The sequence below is a fragment of the Bradyrhizobium brasilense genome, assembly GCF_029714345.1.
In the GTDB taxonomy this organism is placed as follows: domain Bacteria; phylum Pseudomonadota; class Alphaproteobacteria; order Rhizobiales; family Xanthobacteraceae; genus Bradyrhizobium; species Bradyrhizobium australafricanum.
This window is the reverse complement of the sequence record NZ_CP121669.1, coordinates 473,006-489,644: the sequence shown is the minus strand read 5'-3', so window position 1 is coordinate 489,644 and position 16,639 is coordinate 473,006. Positions and strand designations below refer to the sequence as shown.

Here is a 16,639-nt window from a genome sequence, read left to right as displayed (position 1 = left end):
TTTGTTGCGCGCGTTCGACTTCGACCGCGCGTGACGTTCCAAGCGTTGCGTATCGATTTTTCGCATCACAGGAGCTCGACATGTTGCAGGACATCCCGACGCCGACCTTGCGCGAGGCAAGAGCATGCGTCCTCGAGACCGAACGGCTGACATTGCGCAAGCCGACGCTCGCGGACGTAAAAGCAATCGCACGCCTCGCCAACGACCGCCGCATCGCGGAGAACACCCGCCGCCTGCCGCATCCCTATACCCACGACGACGCCATCGACTTCGTGCGCGCGCTCGGCGCCGGCGGACGCGAAACCGTTTTCCTGATCGAGAACAATCACACACCGATCGGCATGGTCGGCATCGACTGGCGCGAGGAGACATCGGCCGAACTCGGCTACTGGCTCGGCGTCGACTATTGGGGCCAGGGCTTCGGCACCGAGGCCGCGCGCGCCGTGATCGATTACTTCTTCGAGGAGTTCGATCTCGACCAGCTGATCTCGGGCGCCCGCGTCGTCAACCCGTCGTCGCGCAACATCCTCGAGAAGTGCGGCTTCCAGTGGGGCGGCGTCGAGCTGCACCGCTTCGAGGCGCTGGGCTCATCGAGCCCGGTCGACTGCTTCCGCCTGTCACGCGGTGTCTGGACGTCGCTGAAGCGCTGGAACAACTCGACCCGGCGGGAGAGCTGAGACTTTTGGCTTCACCCTCCCCTGGAGGGGGAGGGTCGTTGCGCATGAAGCGCAGCGGAAGGCGCAACGGGGTGGGGTGATCTCTCCACTCGGGCACCGTTGGATGAGGAGAGACCTTCACCCCACCCCGCCGCTCATTGCATTCGTGTCGACCCTCCCCCTCCAGGGGAGGGTAAACATCACGCCGGCGGATTGATCGCGGAGTCCGTGCGTCCGAGCTGCTGCTCGCGGACGAAGATGTAGAGGCCTGCCGCGATGATAACAGCGGCACCGATGATGGTAGCCCAGGACGGCACATCGCCGAACACCACGAAGCCGAAGATCACCGCCCAGACGATCATCGAATACTGGTAGGGCACCACCACGCTCGCCGGCGCGAGCTTCAGCGAACGATTGACGCAGAGCAGCGCCGCGACCGAGATAATGCCGGCGGTGAAGAACAGCACGAGGCTGCCGGCTGACGGCGTCACCCAGCCGAACGGCGAGAGCACGAGGCCCAGGATGAAGGTGCCGCCGAATTGCGACGTCGCCAGCACGATATCGGGCGTCGCGCGCAGCGAGCGCGTGATCAGCATCAGCACCGCAAACGACAGGCTGCCGCCGAGCGCGATCATCGCCGGCCAGCTGATCGTCTGCGCCGACGGCCGGAGCGCGATCAGCACCCCGCAAAAGCCGACCAGGATCGCGGTCCAGCGTCGCCAGCCGATATGCTCGCCGAGCACGAGGCCCGACATCGCGGTGACGAAGATCGGTCCGGCGAGGTAGTAGGTGATGACGTCGGCGAGCGGCAGATAGACGGTCGCCAGGAAGAATGCCGCAACCTCCACCGTCGACAGCGTCACCCGCAGCAATTGCAGCCACGGCCGTTCCAGATGCAGAAAATCCGCGCGTCGTTGCCACACGATCGGCAGCAGCACGAGCAGCGCCGCGCAGGCGCGCAGCCACAGCAATTGCCCGACCGAATAGGTGGCGACGATGAATTTGCCCATCGCATCGCCGAACGAGAACATGAAGATCGACAGCAGCATCAACCCGATGCCGGCGAGCCGCGCCGATCGGTCGTCGTAGGAGGACAGCTTTGCGAACAGGCTCATGAGCAGACTTGCGCTTTTGTTCCCGAGTCGTCCGGTTTTAAAGACGTGGATGCCCGGGACAAGCCCGGGCATGACGAATTGAACGGATTGCCGCACCTGCGCCGCTGCGATACCGGTAGCTCATCCCGGCAACAAAAAGAGCAGGAAACGCCGCATGAGCGACTTCGATCCCACCCAGCATCGCATGGTCCCCGCGCAGCGCTGGTTCGAGGATTTCGTGCTCGGCGAGCGCTTCGTGATTCCGAGCCGGACCCAGACCTCGGCCGTGTTCGCGGCGTTCCAGACCGCCAGCGGCGACACCCATCCGATCCATTACGACGTCGAATATTGCCGCGCGCGCGGCATGCCTGATCTGCTCGCCCACGGCTTCCAGACCCTTGTGCACACCGCGCCCGGCGCCGGATTGTTTCCCTACGTCGTGGAGGAGTCGCTGATCGGCTTCCTCGAGCAATCGAGCAAGTTCCTGAAACCGGTCTATGCCGGCGATACCATCTACCCCGCGCTGGAGGTGATCGAGCTGTCGCCGGGCAAGACCACCGGCGTCGTGACGCTGCGCTCGACCGTGCACAACCAGCGCCGCGAGCTGGTGCTGGAGGGGATGCAGAAATTCCTGGTCCGGAGACGGCCTGCTTAGCCGCTTGGGCCGCAAAAAGGCCCGAAAATTAGGGCTTTTCGCTGAAGTCAGGGCCTTTCCGGGTTGCCGCAAAGGCCACCCTGCCCTAACTAGAGCGGATCATGAAATTCCTCGATGAAGCCAAGGTCTATATTCGCTCGGGCGACGGCGGCAACGGCTGCGTCGCGTTCCGGCGCGAGAAGTTCATCGAGTTCGGCGGTCCCTCCGGCGGCAATGGCGGTCGCGGCGGTGACGTCATCATCGAGTCCGTCGACGGACTGAACACGCTGATCGATTACCGCTACCAGCAGCACTTCAAGGCACAGAAGGGCACCAATGGCATGGGCAAGGACCGCCATGGCGCCAACGGCAAGCCGATCGTGCTGAAGGTGCCGGTCGGCACCCAGGTGTTCGACGAGGACCGCGAGACCCTGCTGCACGACTTCACCGAACTCGGCGAGAAATTCGTGCTGGCTGAAGGCGGCAATGGCGGCTTCGGCAACGCGCATTTCAAATCCTCCACCAACCGCGCGCCGCGCAACGCCAATCCCGGCGCGCCCGGCGAAGAGCGCTGGATCTGGCTGCGGCTGAAGCTGATCGCCGATGCCGGCCTGGTCGGCCTGCCCAACGCCGGCAAATCGACCTTCCTGTCGGTGGTCAGCGCAGCACGGCCGAAGATCGCCGACTATCCCTTCACCACGCTGCATCCGCAGCTTGGCGTGGTGAATTTCGGCGGCCGCGAATTCGTGCTCGCCGACATCCCCGGCCTGATCGAAGGCGCGCATGAAGGCGCCGGCCTCGGCGACCGCTTCCTCGGTCACGTCGAGCGCTGCCGCGTGCTGCTGCATCTGGTCGACGCGACCTGCGAGCATGCCGGCAAGGCCTACAAGACGGTGCGCACCGAGCTCGAAGCCTATGAGGGCCATCTCGCCGACAAGATCGAGATCGTCGCGCTCAACAAGATCGACGCGGTCGCGCCCGACGAACTGAAGAAGCAGAAGGACCGCCTCAAGCGGGCGGCGAAGAAGACCCCGCTGTTGCTGTCAGGCGCGACCGGCGAAGGCGTGCAGGATGCGCTGCGCGCGCTGGTCGATGTGATCGGCGAGGCGCCGGTGTCCAACAAGGCCAAGGGTCAGGCGGAGCCGTGGGCGACGCCGGTTCCGCAGGGTTGAACGGCACAAGCCGCGCAGCGCCTGGACTTCCCAAGCCACATTGTGGCGTCTATTGCTTCCACCTTCCTGCCAGACCGAATCCATGAAACGCCCCGCGCTCAAGAACTTTCGCCGCATCGTCGTCAAGGTCGGCTCATCGCTGCTGGTCGACTCGCAGGCCGGCGAGGTGCGCGCGTCCTGGCTCGCCGCGCTGGTCGAGGACATCGCAAAGCTGCACAAGCGAGGCTGCGAGGTCATGGTGGTGTCGTCGGGCTCGATCGCGCTCGGCCGCAGCCGCCTGAAGTTGCCGCGCGGCCCGCTGAAGCTCGAGGAGAGTCAGGCTGCCGCAGCGGTCGGCCAGATCGCGCTGGCTCGAATCTGGTCGGAGGTGCTCGGCCATCACGGCATCGGCGCCGGGCAGATCCTGGTGACGCTGCAGGACACCGAGGAGCGCCGCCGCTATCTCAACGCGCGCTCGACGATCGCCAAGCTGCTGGAATGGGGCGCGGTGCCCGTGATCAACGAGAACGACACGGTCGCCACCACCGAGATCCGCTATGGCGACAATGATCGCCTCGCCGCCCGCGTCGCCACCATGGCGAGCGCGGATCTTCTGATCCTGCTGTCCGATATCGACGGCCTCTACACCGCGCCGCCCGCGGTCGATCCCGACGCCAGGCTGATCCCGGTGGTCGAAAGCATCACCTCGGAGATCGAGGGGATGGCCGGCTCGGCCGGCTCCGAACTGTCGCGCGGCGGCATGACCACCAAGATCGAGGCCGCGAAGATCGCGACCACCGCCGGCACCCACATGCTGATTGCGTCCGGCAAGATCGAGCACCCGCTTGCTGCGATCGCCGATGGCGGCCGCTGCACCTGGTTCCTGACCCCCGCCAATCCCGTCACCGCGCGCAAGCGCTGGATCGCGGGCTCGCTCGAGCCGAAGGGCACCTTGACCATCGACGCCGGCGCGGTGGCCGCGCTGCGCGCCGGCAAGAGCCTGCTGCCGGCCGGCGTGATCCGGGTCGACGGCCAGTTCGCCCGCGGCGATGCCGTGGTGGTCCGCGGCCCCGACACCCATGAGATCGGCCGCGGCCTGGTCGCCTATGACGCCGAGAACGCCGAGAAGATCATGGGCCGCTCCTCGCCCGACGTGATGGCCATTCTGGGCATCAGCGGCCGGTCCGAGATGATCCATCGCGACGACCTCGTGATCGGCCCGGCCGGGGCGATCCCGCCCAAGTAGGCCATTGGATAGGCCATTGGCCGAGCGGGCGGCCTGCCGCCCACCTGCCATGCCGGTTCCGCGCCTCGCCACCCTTCAATTGCCATGCTAGAACATGGCCTTAGTCCAAAGCTGGTAGTTTCATGAGCGCCCCCCTGAAGGCGATCGACGGCAACGCCGATCTCACCGCCCTGATGACCGACCTCGCCGCCAAGGCGCGCGCCGCCGCGCGCGTGCTGGCGCTGGCGCCGCCGGAGCAGAAGGACCGGGCGCTCGCCGCGATCGAACGCGCGATCCGCGCCAATGCGCCGGCCATCCTCGCCGCCAATGCCGAGGACGTCGCCGAGGCGCGCGCGGGCGGCATGAGCTCTGCCTTCGTCGACCGCCTGACCCTGACGCCGGCGCGCGTTGCCGGCATGGCCGATGGCGTTGCGACCGTGCGCGAGATCATCGATCCGGTCGGCGCCGTCACCGAAAGCTGGCAGCGGCCGAACGGCATGACGATCGAACGCGTCCGCGTGCCGCTCGGCGTCATCGGCGTGATCTTCGAGAGCCGCCCCAACGTCGCCGCCGACGCCGGTGTGCTGTGCCTGAAGTCCGGCAACGCCGTGATCCTGCGCGGCGGCTCGGACAGTTTCCGCTCCTGCCGCGCGATCCATGATTGCCTGGTGCAGGGCCTGCGTGAAGCCGGCCTGCCCGAGGCCGCGATTACCCTGGTGCCGACCCGTGACCGCGCGGCCGTCGGCCTGATGCTGACGGGATTGAACGGCGGCATCGATGTGATCGTGCCGCGCGGCGGCAAGAGCCTCGTCGCACGCGTCGAGGCGGAGGCACGCGTTCCGGTGTTCGCGCATCTCGAGGGCGTCAACCACATTTACGTCGATGCCAGCGCCAGGCTCGATATGGCCAAAGCGGTCGTGCTGAACGCCAAGATGCGCCGTCCCGGTGTCTGCGGCGCCGTCGAGACCCTGCTGGTCGATCGCAACGCCGCCGGGACGCAGCTGAAACCGCTGGTCGAGCTGTTGATCGATGCAGGCTGCGAGGTGCGCGGCGACGACGCCGTGCAGGGCGTCGATGCCAGGGTGAAGCCCGCATCCGACGAGGACTGGGACACCGAATACGAGGACGCGATCATCTCGGCGAGGATCGTCGACGGTCTCGATGAAGCGATTGCGCATATTCAAAATCACGGCTCGCATCACACCGATGCGATCGTGACGGAGGATGCCGCTGCCGCGCAAAGATTTCTCAACGAGGTCGATTCGGCGATCGTGCTGCACAACGCCTCGACCCAGTTCGCCGACGGCGGCGAGTTCGGCTTCGGCGCTGAGATCGGAATTGCTACCGGCAAATTCCACGCCCGCGGGCCGGTCGGCGCCGAGCAGCTGACGAGTTTCAAGTACCGCGTCCACGGCACCGGGCAGACGCGGCCGTGATCATTGTCGCACGCGCACGGTAAGCCATTGCAGCAAGCATCGAGCGTGTCGTTATCCGCAGCCCAGGCGCTTCCGTTCTATACCAACGGCATGCGCATCGGGCTGCTTGGCGGCTCGTTCAATCCACCGCACGCCGCGCATCGCGCCATCAGCCTGTTCGCGCTCAAGCGCCTGCAGCTGGACCGCGTGTGGTGGCTGCTGACGCCGGGCAATCCGCTGAAGAACCATGATGGCCTGCACGCGCTCGCCGAGCGAGCCGAGGCCGCGCGCCGCGTTGCCGACGATCCGCGCATCGACATCAGCTGTCTCGAAGCTGTCATTGGCGTCAGCTATACTGTGGACACGATCATCCACTTGCGCCGCCGTGTCTCCGGCGTGCACTTCGTCTGGATCATGGGCGCTGACAATCTCGCGCAATTTCATCGCTGGAAAGATTGGCGGCGCATCGCGTCCGATGTGCCGATTGCCGTGATCGACCGTCCGCCCCAAAGTTTCCGCGCCCTTGCCGCACCGGCGGCGCAGGCGCTCGCGCGCTATCGCATGCCTGAAAATCAGGCGACACGGCTGGCCGACCAGCAGGCGCCGGCCTGGGTGTTCCTGACAGGAATGAAATCCAATTTGTCTTCGACCGGACTTCGGAACCCGGACGGGAGCTGGAGAACGGCATGAAGCGCAAAAGGGTTACTGGAATATTGAAACCATTAACCCCACATGCGTAATATGGCGCGTGGGGCCGAGGATTCGGCACCCGCGATACAGTGAAAGGAATGGTCCCTGGCCACATCTGTATTGTCAAAGTCTGTTTTACCCAAGGTTCCAAAGACTGCGCGTAAAACATCGACGAAAACCGCGGCCTTGCAGGCGCAACCGGACGCCGACAAACCGGATGCCAACAAGACGCTGAGCCTGATCCTCTCCCGCCTCGAGGACATGAAGGCGGAAGAGACGGTCACCATCGACCTTCGGGGCAAATCCGCATATTCCGACTACATGATCGTCACCACCGGCCGGGTTAACCGGCACGTTGGCGCGATCGCGGAAAATGTGACGAAGAGCCTCAAGGAGAACGGGGTCAAGAACATCCATGTCGAGGGCTTGCCCAATTGCGACTGGGTGCTGATCGATTCCGGCGAAGTGATCGTGCACGTGTTCAGGCCTGAGGTGCGCGAGTTCTACAATCTCGAACGGTTGTGGACTCAGAACCCGGCGGTCGCGGCGGTCTAAGGGGTTCGAAGCCGATGCGAATCGGCTGCAGCGCAGCTAGTCTGCGTTGATGCGCCTTGTCGTGATCTGCATCGGCCGTCTGAAACAGGGCCCTGAACGGGAGCTCGCCGAGCGTTACCGCGAGCGCTTCGAGGATATCGGCCGCAAGCTCGGGTTTCGCGGCCTCGACATCCACGAGATCGCGGAAAGCCGCGCGCGCGACACCGCCGCGCGCATTGCCGAGGAGGCTGCGGCGATCTCCGCACTGTTGCCCGAGAAGCACGCGCTGGTCGCGCTCGACGAACGCGGCAAGAGCATCGACAGTGCGAGCTTTGCCCGGCAGCTCGGCCGCTGGCGCGACGAGGGAACAGCACATACTGTCTTCGTGATCGGCGGTGCAGACGGACTTTCGCCTGAATTGCAGCGCAGGGCTTTGTTGCGAATTGCATTCGGCTCCGCGACCTGGCCGCATCAAATGGTCCGCGTCATGCTTCTGGAACAGATTTATCGCGCCGCAACCATTTTGGCCGGCCACCCCTATCATCGCGCGTAAGGCGTGGTGACGGACAGTCGAAACCACTGAACTCACGCGAATGCAGCACAAGCGGGACACAGCTTCGTATTCGGCTTCGCATCTCGGCACCGCCGCGCGCCGCCGCCGGCTGCAGGCATCGCTGCCGCTGTCGATCGCCATGTTCGCCGCATATCCATTGGCCGCGGCGCACGCGCAGGCGACACCATCAGCGCAGCAATCCGCGCCGCCGGCGCAGCAGGCCGCAACCGCGGAGCCAACGCCCGATGCGATCAAGCAGCGCGAGCAGGAACTCGAGGCCGCGCGCGAGCAGCAGCGCAAGGCGACCGAGCTGCAGGAGAAACTGAAGGCCGACATCGCCGCGATCGGTCAGGACCGCAGCAAGCTCAATCAGCAGCTGATCGACATTGCCGGCCAGGTGCGCGGCGTCGAGACGCGGATCGCGGACGCCGAGGCACGCCTGCAGCCGCTCGACGGCCGTGAGCGCGAGATCCGCGCCTCGCTCGATTCACGCCGCTCCGAGGTGATCGAGGTGCTGGCCGCGCTGCAGCGCGCCGGGCGACGTACCCCGCCGGCGCTGCTGGTGCGGCCCGAGGACGCGCTGCAATCGCTGCGCACCGCGATGCTGCTCGGCGCCGTGGTGCCGGAGTTGCGCGTCCGCGCCGAGATGCTTGCGGCCGATCTCGGCGAGCTGGTGGCGCTGCGCAAGACCATCTCGACCGAGCGCGACGCGCTGGCGGCCGACCGCGACAAGCTGAGGGAAGACCAGACCCGGCTGGCGGCCCTGGTCGACGAACGGCAGCGGCAGCAGAGCGCAGCCGAAAAGGACATGGAGGCCGAAGGCGCCCGTGCCATCGCGCTGTCGAAGCAGGCCGACAATCTGCAGACCCTGATCGCCAAGATGGAGCAGGATCTCAAGAGCGCGGCCAAGGCCGCCGCCACCGCCAGCCTCCAGGGAGCGCCGGCGACGGTTAACGGCAAGCCGAATCTGGGGGCGCTCAAGGACCCGGCCCGCATGAGCCCGGCGGTCGCTTTCGCCTCGGCCAAGGGCCTGTTCTCCTATCCCGTGAACGGCACCAAGATTCGCGAATTTGGCGGTTCCGACGGCGCGGGGGGCGTACAAAAAGGCATTTCTTTGGCAGCCAAGCCGGGCGCGCAGGTCACAACCCCGTGTGACGGCTGGGTTGTTTACGCTGGTCCTTTCCGCAGCTATGGACAACTCTTGATCCTCAATGCCGGGGGCGGGTATCATGTCCTGATCGCCGGGATGGAGCGTATTTCGGTAAACATCGGCCAGTTTGTACTTACGGGGGAGCCGGTTGCGACCATGGGGTCGACGTCCCAAGTTGCATCCATTCTCGCGACAAATGCGAGCCAGCCAGTGCTCTATGTCGAGTTCCGGAAAGACGGCACTCCAATCGATCCAGGTCCATGGTGGGCCGCAAATGAAGGCGAAAAGGTTCGCGGATGATGCGCAAGACTTCGGTAATTCTCCTTAGCGCCGCCACCGGCGCGGCCCTGACGCTTTTCGTTACGCAGCCCCGCGCTGTGCTGATGGGATCGAGCGCGCGCGCCGCGACGTCGGACACCTATCGCCAGCTCAATCTGTTCGGCGACGTGTTCGAGCGCGTGCGCAGCGACTATGTCGAGAAGCCCGATGACAGCAAGCTGGTCGAATCCGCGATCTCCGGCATGCTGACCGGCCTCGACCCGCACTCGAGCTACATGGACGCCAAGAGCTTCCGCGACATGCAGGTGCAGACCCGCGGCGAGTTCGGCGGCCTCGGCATCGAGGTCACGATGGAAGACGGCCTGATCAAGGTCGTCTCGCCGATCGACGACACCCCGGCCTCGAAGGCCGGCATCATGGCCAACGACATCATCACGACCCTCGACGACGAGGCCGTGCAGGGCCTGACGCTGAACCAGGCCGTCGAGAAGATGCGCGGTCCGGTCAACACCAAGATCAAGCTCAAGATCATCCGCAAGGGCCAGGACAATCCGATCGACGTCACGCTGGTGCGCGACAACATCCGCGTCCGCTCGGTGCGCGCCCGCGTCGAAGCCGATGACATCGCCTATATCCGCATCACCACCTTCAACGAGCAGACCACCGAAGGCCTGAAGAAGGAGATCACCAATCTGCAGGGCCAGATCGGCGACAAGCTGAAGGGCTACGTCATCGATCTCCGCAACAACCCCGGCGGCCTTCTCGAAGAAGCGGTCACGGTGTCCGACTCCTTCCTGGAACGTGGCGAGATCGTCTCGACCCGTGGCCGCAATGCCGAGGAAACCCAGCGCCGCGCCGCCCATCCGGGCGACCTGACCAAGGGCAAGCCGGTGATCGTGCTGATCAACGGCGGCTCGGCCTCGGCCTCCGAAATCGTCGCCGGCGCGCTGCAGGACCACAAGCGGGCGACGCTGGTCGGCACCCGTTCGTTCGGCAAGGGCTCGGTGCAGACCATCATCCCGCTCGGCTCGGGCAATGGCGCGCTGCGCCTGACCACCGCGCGCTACTACACGCCGTCGGGCAAGTCGATCCAGGCCAAGGGCATCGTGCCCGACATCGAGGTGCTGCAGGACGTGCCGGAAGAGCTGAAGGCGCGCACCGACACCAAGGGCGAAGCCTCGCTGCGCGGCCATCTCAAGAACGACGGCGACGAGAAGACCGGCTCGCAGTCCTACGTCCCGCCGGACGCCAAGGACGACAAGGCGCTGAAGATGGCCGACGACCTGCTGCACGGCATCAAGTCGACCTCAAGCGCACCAGCGGCGCCGGAGGCCGCGCGCGACAAGGCCGCGGTCGACAAGCCGGGCAACAAGGCCGCGAACTGATTTAATCCGATCGATTCGGCGAACAGGGCGGCCCGCGGGCCGCCCTTTCTGCTTTCGGTGTCCACCCGTAACCGTGCTTTGCCGGGCAGGCCGGCGCGCGGGATTGCACCGCATCGTGCTATCGTTCGCGCTGTTGATTCGGGGAGGGTCATGGCAGAAGCGGCCGACGAACTGAGCACGCCGCTTGGGCAGACGACCGTGGGCAGGACGCGCCGGTTTCGCCTGCCATTCACGGCGATGCAGGCGCTCGCCGTGCTGCTCGGGCTCGTGCTGGTCGGCTTTGTCGGCATCGCGCTGTTCAACGACAACCCGCTCGGGGGCGAGCCGATCGCCCGTGTCACGCTCCGCAATCCTCCGCCCGCCGCCGCTGACGACAAGCACGCTCCGGCCGCCCAGGCGGCGGCCGAACCGGCGGCCAAATCCGCCGCCAGGGTGCCGGCCGCAGCCAGCGACGCGAGAACCGTCACCATCATCGACGGCTCCAGCGGCAAGCGCCAGGACGTGGTGATCGGCGCCGGCGATCCGGCCGACAAGGCCGGTGGCGATTCGCCGCCACTCGCGATGACCGGCATCGATCCGCGCCTGCTGGAAAAGTCACGCTATGGCATGATCCCGGTGGTCGCCGACGGCCTGAAACCGTTCACGGTCTACGCGGCCGAGGCTGACCGCGCCAAGGCCGCCCGGATGCCCGTGGTCGCCATCGTGGTCGCCGGCCTCGGCGTCGGTGCCGCCAAGACCACCGACGCCATCATGAAGCTGCCGCCGGCGGTGACGCTGGCCTTCACGCCCTATGGCTCCGATCCGGGCAAGCTTGCGGAACGCGCCCGGACCCAGCGTCACGAGATCCTGCTGCAGATCCCGATGGAGCCGTTCGACTATCCCGACAACGATCCCGGGCCGCAAACGCTGCTGACCACACTGAGCAGCGAGCAGAACCTCGACCGCTTCTATTGGCACCTCAGCCGCCTGCAGGGCTATGCCGGGATAGCCAATTTCATGGGAGGCCGGTTCGTTGCGGCCGATCCCGTGATGCAGCCCATCGTCCGCGAAGCGGCCAAGCGCGGCCTGAGCTATTTCGACGACGGTTCCACCCCACGTAGCGTCGCGCAGAACCTTTCCGCGGGCCAGGCATTGCCGTTCGCGAAGGCCGATTTCGCCATCGACGCGGTGCCGACGTCGGCGGAAATCGACCGCGCGCTGGTCAAGCTGGAAACGATCGCCAAGGAACGCGGCACGGCGGTGGGCGTCGCCTCGGCGTTGCCGGTCTCGATCGAGCGGCTCGGCGCCTGGCTCAAGACACTGGACTCCAAGGGCATTATGCTTGTGCCATTGACAACGGCGATGCTGAAATCAAAATCGGGCTAAAGATTCAATCCGTTGGTGCAGTTCGAGACCTTGCCGGGGGGCCGGGTCGGGCGGCTCCAGAAAATGTGCGAGGTAGCGGCAGCATGGCACGTTATGAAGACCTGCCCTATCGAACCTGCGTCGGCATCATGCTGCTGAATACTGCGGGGCTGGTCTTCATCGGACGCCGCGCGGGCGGCATCGAGCATGTCGACGACGCGCATGTCTGGCAGATGCCGCAAGGCGGCGTCGATCCCGGCGAGGATACGTTTCAGGCCGCGCGGCGCGAGCTCTATGAGGAGACCAGCATCAAGTCCGTGGAGAAGCTCGGCGAGGTCTCGGACTGGCTGATCTACGATATCCCGCGCACCGTCGCCGGCCGCGCCTGGAAGGGCCGCTATCGCGGACAGCGGCAAAAGTGGTTCGCGCTGCGCTTCACCGGCGATGAGAACGAGATCAACGTCGCCAATCCGGGCGGCGGCCACAAGGCCGAGTTCATCACCTGGCGCTGGGAGCCGATGAAGAATCTGCCGGGGCTGATTGTGCCGTTCAAGCGTCCGGTCTATGAGCGCGTCGTGAAGGAATTCGCCGGTCTGGCGGCCAAGTAGCCGACCGGGTCAACGCGCGACGTACCCACCGAATGTCATCAGATAAGCCCTATCGCCCCAATGTGGGCATCGCGCTGTTCAACGCCGACGGACGCGTGCTGATCGGCCACCGGATCAAGGACGACGGTCCGGAGATCGTGCTGCCCGGCCTCGAATGGCAGATGCCGCAGGGCGGCATCGACGCCGGCGAGGATCCGCGCCAGGCCGTGATGCGCGAATTGTGGGAAGAGACCGGGGCGGTCAACGCCCATTATCTCGGCGAGACCGACTGGATGACCTACGAATTCCCCACCTATGACGGGCCGGCATCGCACCGGCTCGCCAAATTCCGCGGCCAGCGGCAGAAATGGTTTGCGCTGCGCTTCACCGGACGCGACGAGGAGATCGATCCGTTGACGCCGCGCAACGGCCAGCCCGCCGAATTCGATCAATGGCGCTGGGAACGCCTCGACCGCGTTGCCGATCTCGTGGTGCCGTTCCGCCGCGATGTCTATCGCGCGGTCGCGACCCGGTTCGCGGAATTCGCCGGCTGATCCTGCGGCGGAATGCGCCGCGCGTCGCCCGGCGTCATGCCGTAGGTCGAGCGGAAGACGCGATAGAAGGTCGCGATGCTGTCGAAGCCGCACGAAAACGCGATCTCGTCGATGCTGCGCTCCCGTATGGCATAGAGCGCACGCCTCGCCGCCTTCAACCTTGCCGCCGTCAGCGTCCGCGCAAATGACAGGCCGGTCGGCTCGAACAACGCATGCAATTGCCGCAGTGAGATGCCGAGCTCGGCGGCAACCGCGGCCGGCGTGAGCGAGGCGCGATGCAGATCGCGGAACAGGATTTCGCGGGCGGCATGAAGGTAGCCCGCATGCAGCGCGGCGCGGATTTCGTCCTGGCGTGGCCGCACGCGTCCGCGCGCGAGCAGCGCCAGGCGCACCATATGCGCAACGTCGTCGGCGAACTGCCCGGCTTGCGCGAGATCTCGCGTCATCGAGCGGAACATGGCGCCGACAAGCCGGGTCAGGCTCGCATCACGCGCCAGCGCGACCGGCGGCGCATCCTCGATCCGCGCGCCGAGCACGAGCTCGTCGGTGACCGGGATCTTGAGGCTGAAGAAGTCAAAGCCGTCGGTCCGTTCGGGTGTCGAGGCAAACGGAAGATTGGAATGGCCGAACACCAGGTCGCCGTTGCGCACAAACTGGACACGATCGCGACCGATATTCATGTGGCCGGGGCCGCGCACCTGCCAGGCGAGATGCAGGCTGTTGCTCGGAACGCGCGCGATGTCGGATGCGGTCCGGCTGACGCGGTAGGAGGAAGCCGACATTTGCGCGAGCACGGCACTGCCCACCGGCGTCGCGGAGAAGCGCCCGCGGAAATCGGCCCTCTTGTCGCGCTCGAGCTCGATGGTGACCCCGAACAGGCTCTTGCCGCGCACCTCGCACCAGTGCTCGAAACGGTCCTGCGGGCGGAGAGCATCGGTGGTGAAGGTCAGCACGGCAGCTTGTCCGTTATGTCAGGAATGAAATCGCGATGCGGTCGGGCCAAATCGTCATCGTGCTGCAGCTTGTCATTTGTGCACGATCCCTGCTGTAAGCTGCTTCACATATTTGCAGGTCGTTCGTTCGGGCCGACCGCGAAGAAGCGACTTGTCGAGAAGAGGCGAGCCGCCGCAGCGTCTCTTCCTCATCGTCGGCAACCAATCGGCTCTGACTTGCGATATCGGCCGCGAGGATCGCTGCGACCTTGCGCTTCATGAGTACCAGCCCCCGAACCCAGATATGCCGGGGAGAATGCCGCCAGACGATCCCGCGCGCAACAAGCATTGAACGCTCGCCAGGGCGTGGCGAGCGTTGAATTATTCAAGCCTTCTCAGGCGATGATAGAAAAAGTGTGAGCTATTCCACTAAGGGGTCGGCTCACTCGACATGGCGGCGCGATCGCCGGTCGGCAACCGCGCCTTAGTGCATAGCCGTCGTGTTGAGCTCTTGCTGGATGCTCTTGAAGTGGTCGAGCCGCTCGATCGCGTGGTCGAGCTCGGAGCCCTCCTTCTCGGCGAGCTTCTCCTGCATCTCGTTGATCGTCTCGGCGAATTTCGCGCGATCGATGTCCGCAAGCGCGGTCGCGACGTCGGCGAGCACGGTGAGGCCCTTGTCCGACACCTCGGCAAGGCCGCCGAGCACGATCACCTTCTCGCGCTTGCCGGCGGTCGTGATCGTCAGGATGCCCGGACGAACCGTGGCGATGACCGGAGCGTGTCCGGCGAGCACACCGAAATCACCCTCCACACCGGGGACGTCAACCTGATCGACCTCGCCGGAGAAGGCGAGCTTTTCGGGAGAGACGAGATCGAAGTGGAAGGTAGCCATGGTCTTTCCGTTCTTTGCGCTGTCACCCGCGGGCTCGACCCGCGGGTCCATCAGTCAAAATACTTCACGTGCGATGGATCGCCGGATCAAGTCCGGCGATGACGACATCCCAAAGCTTAAGCGGCTTCGGCCGCCAGCTTCTTGCCCTTCTCGACGGCTTCTTCGATGGTGCCGACCATGTAGAACGCCGCTTCCGGCAGATGGTCGTACTTGCCCTGGCAGAGATCGCGGAAGCCCTTGATGGTGTCGGCGAGGTCGACGAACTTGCCCGGCGAGCCGGTGAAGACTTCGGCGACGTGGAACGGCTGCGACAGGAAGCGCTCGACCTTGCGGGCGCGGGCGACCGTCAGCTTGTCCTCTTCCGACAGTTCGTCCATGCCGAGAATGGCGATGATGTCCTGCAGCGACTTGTAGCGTTGCAGGATCTGCTGGACCATGCGCGCGGTGTTGTAGTGCTCGTCACCGACGACGAGCGCCGACAGCATGCGCGAGGTCGAGTCGAGCGGATCCACCGCCGGATAGATGCCCTTTTCCGAGATCGCGCGCGACAGCACCGTGGTGGCGTCCAAGTGCGCGAACGAGGTGGCGGGCGCCGGGTCGGTCAAGTCGTCGGCCGGCACGTAGATCGCCTGCACCGAGGTGATCGAGCCCTTCTGGGTGGTGGTGATGCGCTCCTGCAGCGCGCCCATGTCGGTGGCGAGCGTCGGCTGATAACCCACCGCCGAAGGAATACGGCCGAGCAGCGCCGACACTTCCGAACCCGCCTGGGTGAAACGGAAGATGTTGTCGACGAAGAACAGCACGTCCTGGCCCTGGTCGCGGAAGTGCTCGGCAACGGTGAGACCGGTCAGACCGACGCGGGCGCGGGCGCCCGGCGGCTCGTTCATCTGGCCGAACACCAGCGCGCACTTCGACTTCACGCTCGGATCCGGATTGTGCGGATCGGCGTTGACCTTCGATTCGATGAACTCGTGATAGAGGTCATTGCCTTCGCGGGTGCGCTCGCCGACGCCGGCGAACACCGAGTAACCACCGTGCGCCTTCGCGACGTTGTTGATGAGCTCCTGAATCAGCACGGTCTTGCCGACGCCGGCGCCGCCGAACAGGCCGATCTTGCCGCCCTTCGCATACGGAGCAAGAAGGTCGACGACCTTGATGCCGGTGACGAGAATTTCGGCTTCGGTCGACTGGTCGGTATAGGTCGGCGCTTCCTGATGGATGGCGCGCAGGCCGTCGGACTTGATCGGGCCGGCTTCATCGATCGGCTCGCCGATGACGTTGATGATGCGGCCCAGCGTGCCTTCGCCGACCGGCACCCGGATCGGTTCGCCGGTGTCGGTCACTTCCTGGCCGCGCACGAGGCCCTCGGTGATGTCCATCGCGATGGTGCGGACGGTCGATTCGCCGAGATGCTGCGCGACTTCGAGCACCAGGCGGTTGCCGCCGTTCTTGGTCTCGAGCGCGTTCAGAATCGCCGGAAGGTGGCCTTCGAACTGCACGTCGACCACGGCGCCCGTGACCTGGGTAACGCGACCGATCTGGTTGGCTGCTGTAGCCATGGACT

Annotated in this window: 18 protein-coding genes; 13 read left to right on the top strand and 5 right to left on the bottom strand. The window is 65.5% G+C overall.

Going from position 1 to position 16,639, the window contains the following annotated elements:
- Positions 1 to 80: 80 nt before the first annotated feature.
- Complete coding sequence (locus QA635_RS02310; protein WP_283066598.1) at positions 81 to 677, top strand: GNAT family N-acetyltransferase; 597 nt, start codon at positions 81 to 83, stop codon at positions 675 to 677.
- 179 nt (positions 678 to 856) lie between these two features.
- On the opposite strand, the gene QA635_RS02305 is transcribed toward QA635_RS02310, so the two are convergent.
- Entirely contained in the window at positions 857 to 1,771 is a 915-nt protein-coding gene (locus QA635_RS02305; RefSeq protein WP_283066596.1) for a DMT family transporter, read from the bottom strand.
- 154 nt (positions 1,772 to 1,925) lie between these two features.
- Between QA635_RS02305 and QA635_RS02300 the strand changes: the two genes are divergently transcribed.
- The 12 genes from QA635_RS02300 to QA635_RS02245 all read left to right on the top strand — a co-directional run bounded on the left by QA635_RS02300 (position 1,926) and on the right by QA635_RS02245 (position 13,251).
- Entirely contained in the window at positions 1,926 to 2,405 is a 480-nt protein-coding gene (locus tag QA635_RS02300) for a MaoC family dehydratase (RefSeq protein WP_137484028.1), read from the top strand.
- A 101-nt stretch (positions 2,406 to 2,506) separates the two neighbouring features.
- Positions 2,507 to 3,556, top strand: a complete 1,050-nt coding sequence (gene obgE, locus QA635_RS02295) for a GTPase ObgE (protein ID WP_038384668.1) — start codon at positions 2,507 to 2,509, stop codon at positions 3,554 to 3,556.
- A gap of 82 nt (positions 3,557 to 3,638) precedes the next feature.
- The gene (gene proB / locus QA635_RS02290) at positions 3,639 to 4,781 is read left to right on the top strand and encodes a glutamate 5-kinase (RefSeq protein WP_283066576.1); all 1,143 of its coding nucleotides are present in this window, start codon (positions 3,639 to 3,641) and stop codon (positions 4,779 to 4,781) included.
- Between the two features lie 122 nt (positions 4,782 to 4,903).
- Positions 4,904 to 6,196 (top strand): glutamate-5-semialdehyde dehydrogenase, encoded by a 1,293-nt coding sequence (locus tag QA635_RS02285; RefSeq protein WP_283066575.1) that lies wholly within the window; start codon positions 4,904 to 4,906, stop codon positions 6,194 to 6,196.
- A 90-nt stretch (positions 6,197 to 6,286) separates the two neighbouring features.
- Complete coding sequence (locus QA635_RS02280; RefSeq protein ID WP_229159574.1) at positions 6,287 to 6,865, top strand: nicotinate-nucleotide adenylyltransferase; 579 nt, start codon at positions 6,287 to 6,289, stop codon at positions 6,863 to 6,865.
- 186 nt (positions 6,866 to 7,051) lie between these two features.
- On the top strand, positions 7,052 to 7,420 hold the full coding sequence (gene rsfS / locus QA635_RS02275; protein WP_016847840.1) for a ribosome silencing factor: 369 nt from the start codon (positions 7,052 to 7,054) through the stop codon (positions 7,418 to 7,420).
- Positions 7,421 to 7,469: 49 nt separating this feature from the next.
- A complete protein-coding gene (rlmH, locus tag QA635_RS02270; protein ID WP_283072159.1) occupies positions 7,470 to 7,952 on the top strand; it encodes a 23S rRNA (pseudouridine(1915)-N(3))-methyltransferase RlmH in 483 nt (160 codons plus the stop codon).
- A 139-nt stretch (positions 7,953 to 8,091) separates the two neighbouring features.
- Positions 8,092 to 9,402, top strand: a complete 1,311-nt coding sequence (locus tag QA635_RS02265; RefSeq protein WP_283072158.1) for a murein hydrolase activator EnvC family protein — start codon at positions 8,092 to 8,094, stop codon at positions 9,400 to 9,402.
- Positions 9,399 to 10,766, top strand: a complete 1,368-nt coding sequence (locus QA635_RS02260) for a S41 family peptidase (protein WP_057020912.1) — start codon at positions 9,399 to 9,401, stop codon at positions 10,764 to 10,766. Before QA635_RS02265 ends, QA635_RS02260 begins: the two co-directional genes overlap by 4 nt.
- Positions 10,767 to 10,916: 150 nt before the next feature.
- On the top strand, positions 10,917 to 12,131 hold the full coding sequence (locus tag QA635_RS02255; protein WP_283066573.1) for a divergent polysaccharide deacetylase family protein: 1,215 nt from the start codon (positions 10,917 to 10,919) through the stop codon (positions 12,129 to 12,131).
- Between the two features lie 83 nt (positions 12,132 to 12,214).
- Positions 12,215 to 12,718, top strand: a complete 504-nt coding sequence (locus QA635_RS02250) for an RNA pyrophosphohydrolase (protein ID WP_028336325.1) — start codon at positions 12,215 to 12,217, stop codon at positions 12,716 to 12,718.
- A 32-nt stretch (positions 12,719 to 12,750) separates the two neighbouring features.
- Positions 12,751 to 13,251, top strand: a complete 501-nt coding sequence (locus QA635_RS02245) for an RNA pyrophosphohydrolase (RefSeq protein ID WP_283066571.1) — start codon at positions 12,751 to 12,753, stop codon at positions 13,249 to 13,251.
- Here QA635_RS02245 and QA635_RS02240 read toward each other — a convergent pair.
- The 4 genes from QA635_RS02240 to atpD form a co-directional block, all read right to left on the bottom strand.
- The gene (locus QA635_RS02240) at positions 13,209 to 14,204 is read right to left on the bottom strand and encodes a helix-turn-helix domain-containing protein (RefSeq protein WP_253588519.1); all 996 of its coding nucleotides are present in this window, start codon (positions 14,202 to 14,204) and stop codon (positions 13,209 to 13,211) included. The genes QA635_RS02245 and QA635_RS02240 overlap by 43 nt on opposite strands.
- Positions 14,205 to 14,217: 13 nt before the next feature.
- Complete coding sequence (locus QA635_RS02235) at positions 14,218 to 14,463, bottom strand: hypothetical protein (RefSeq protein ID WP_283072196.1); 246 nt, start codon at positions 14,461 to 14,463, stop codon at positions 14,218 to 14,220.
- 204 nt (positions 14,464 to 14,667) lie between these two features.
- Positions 14,668 to 15,075, bottom strand: coding sequence for a F0F1 ATP synthase subunit epsilon (locus QA635_RS02230; RefSeq protein ID WP_028336321.1), 408 nt, complete (start codon positions 15,073 to 15,075; stop codon positions 14,668 to 14,670).
- 116 nt (positions 15,076 to 15,191) lie between these two features.
- Entirely contained in the window at positions 15,192 to 16,634 is a 1,443-nt protein-coding gene (atpD, locus tag QA635_RS02225) for a F0F1 ATP synthase subunit beta (RefSeq protein WP_016843821.1), read from the bottom strand.
- Positions 16,635 to 16,639: the final 5 nt, after the last annotated feature.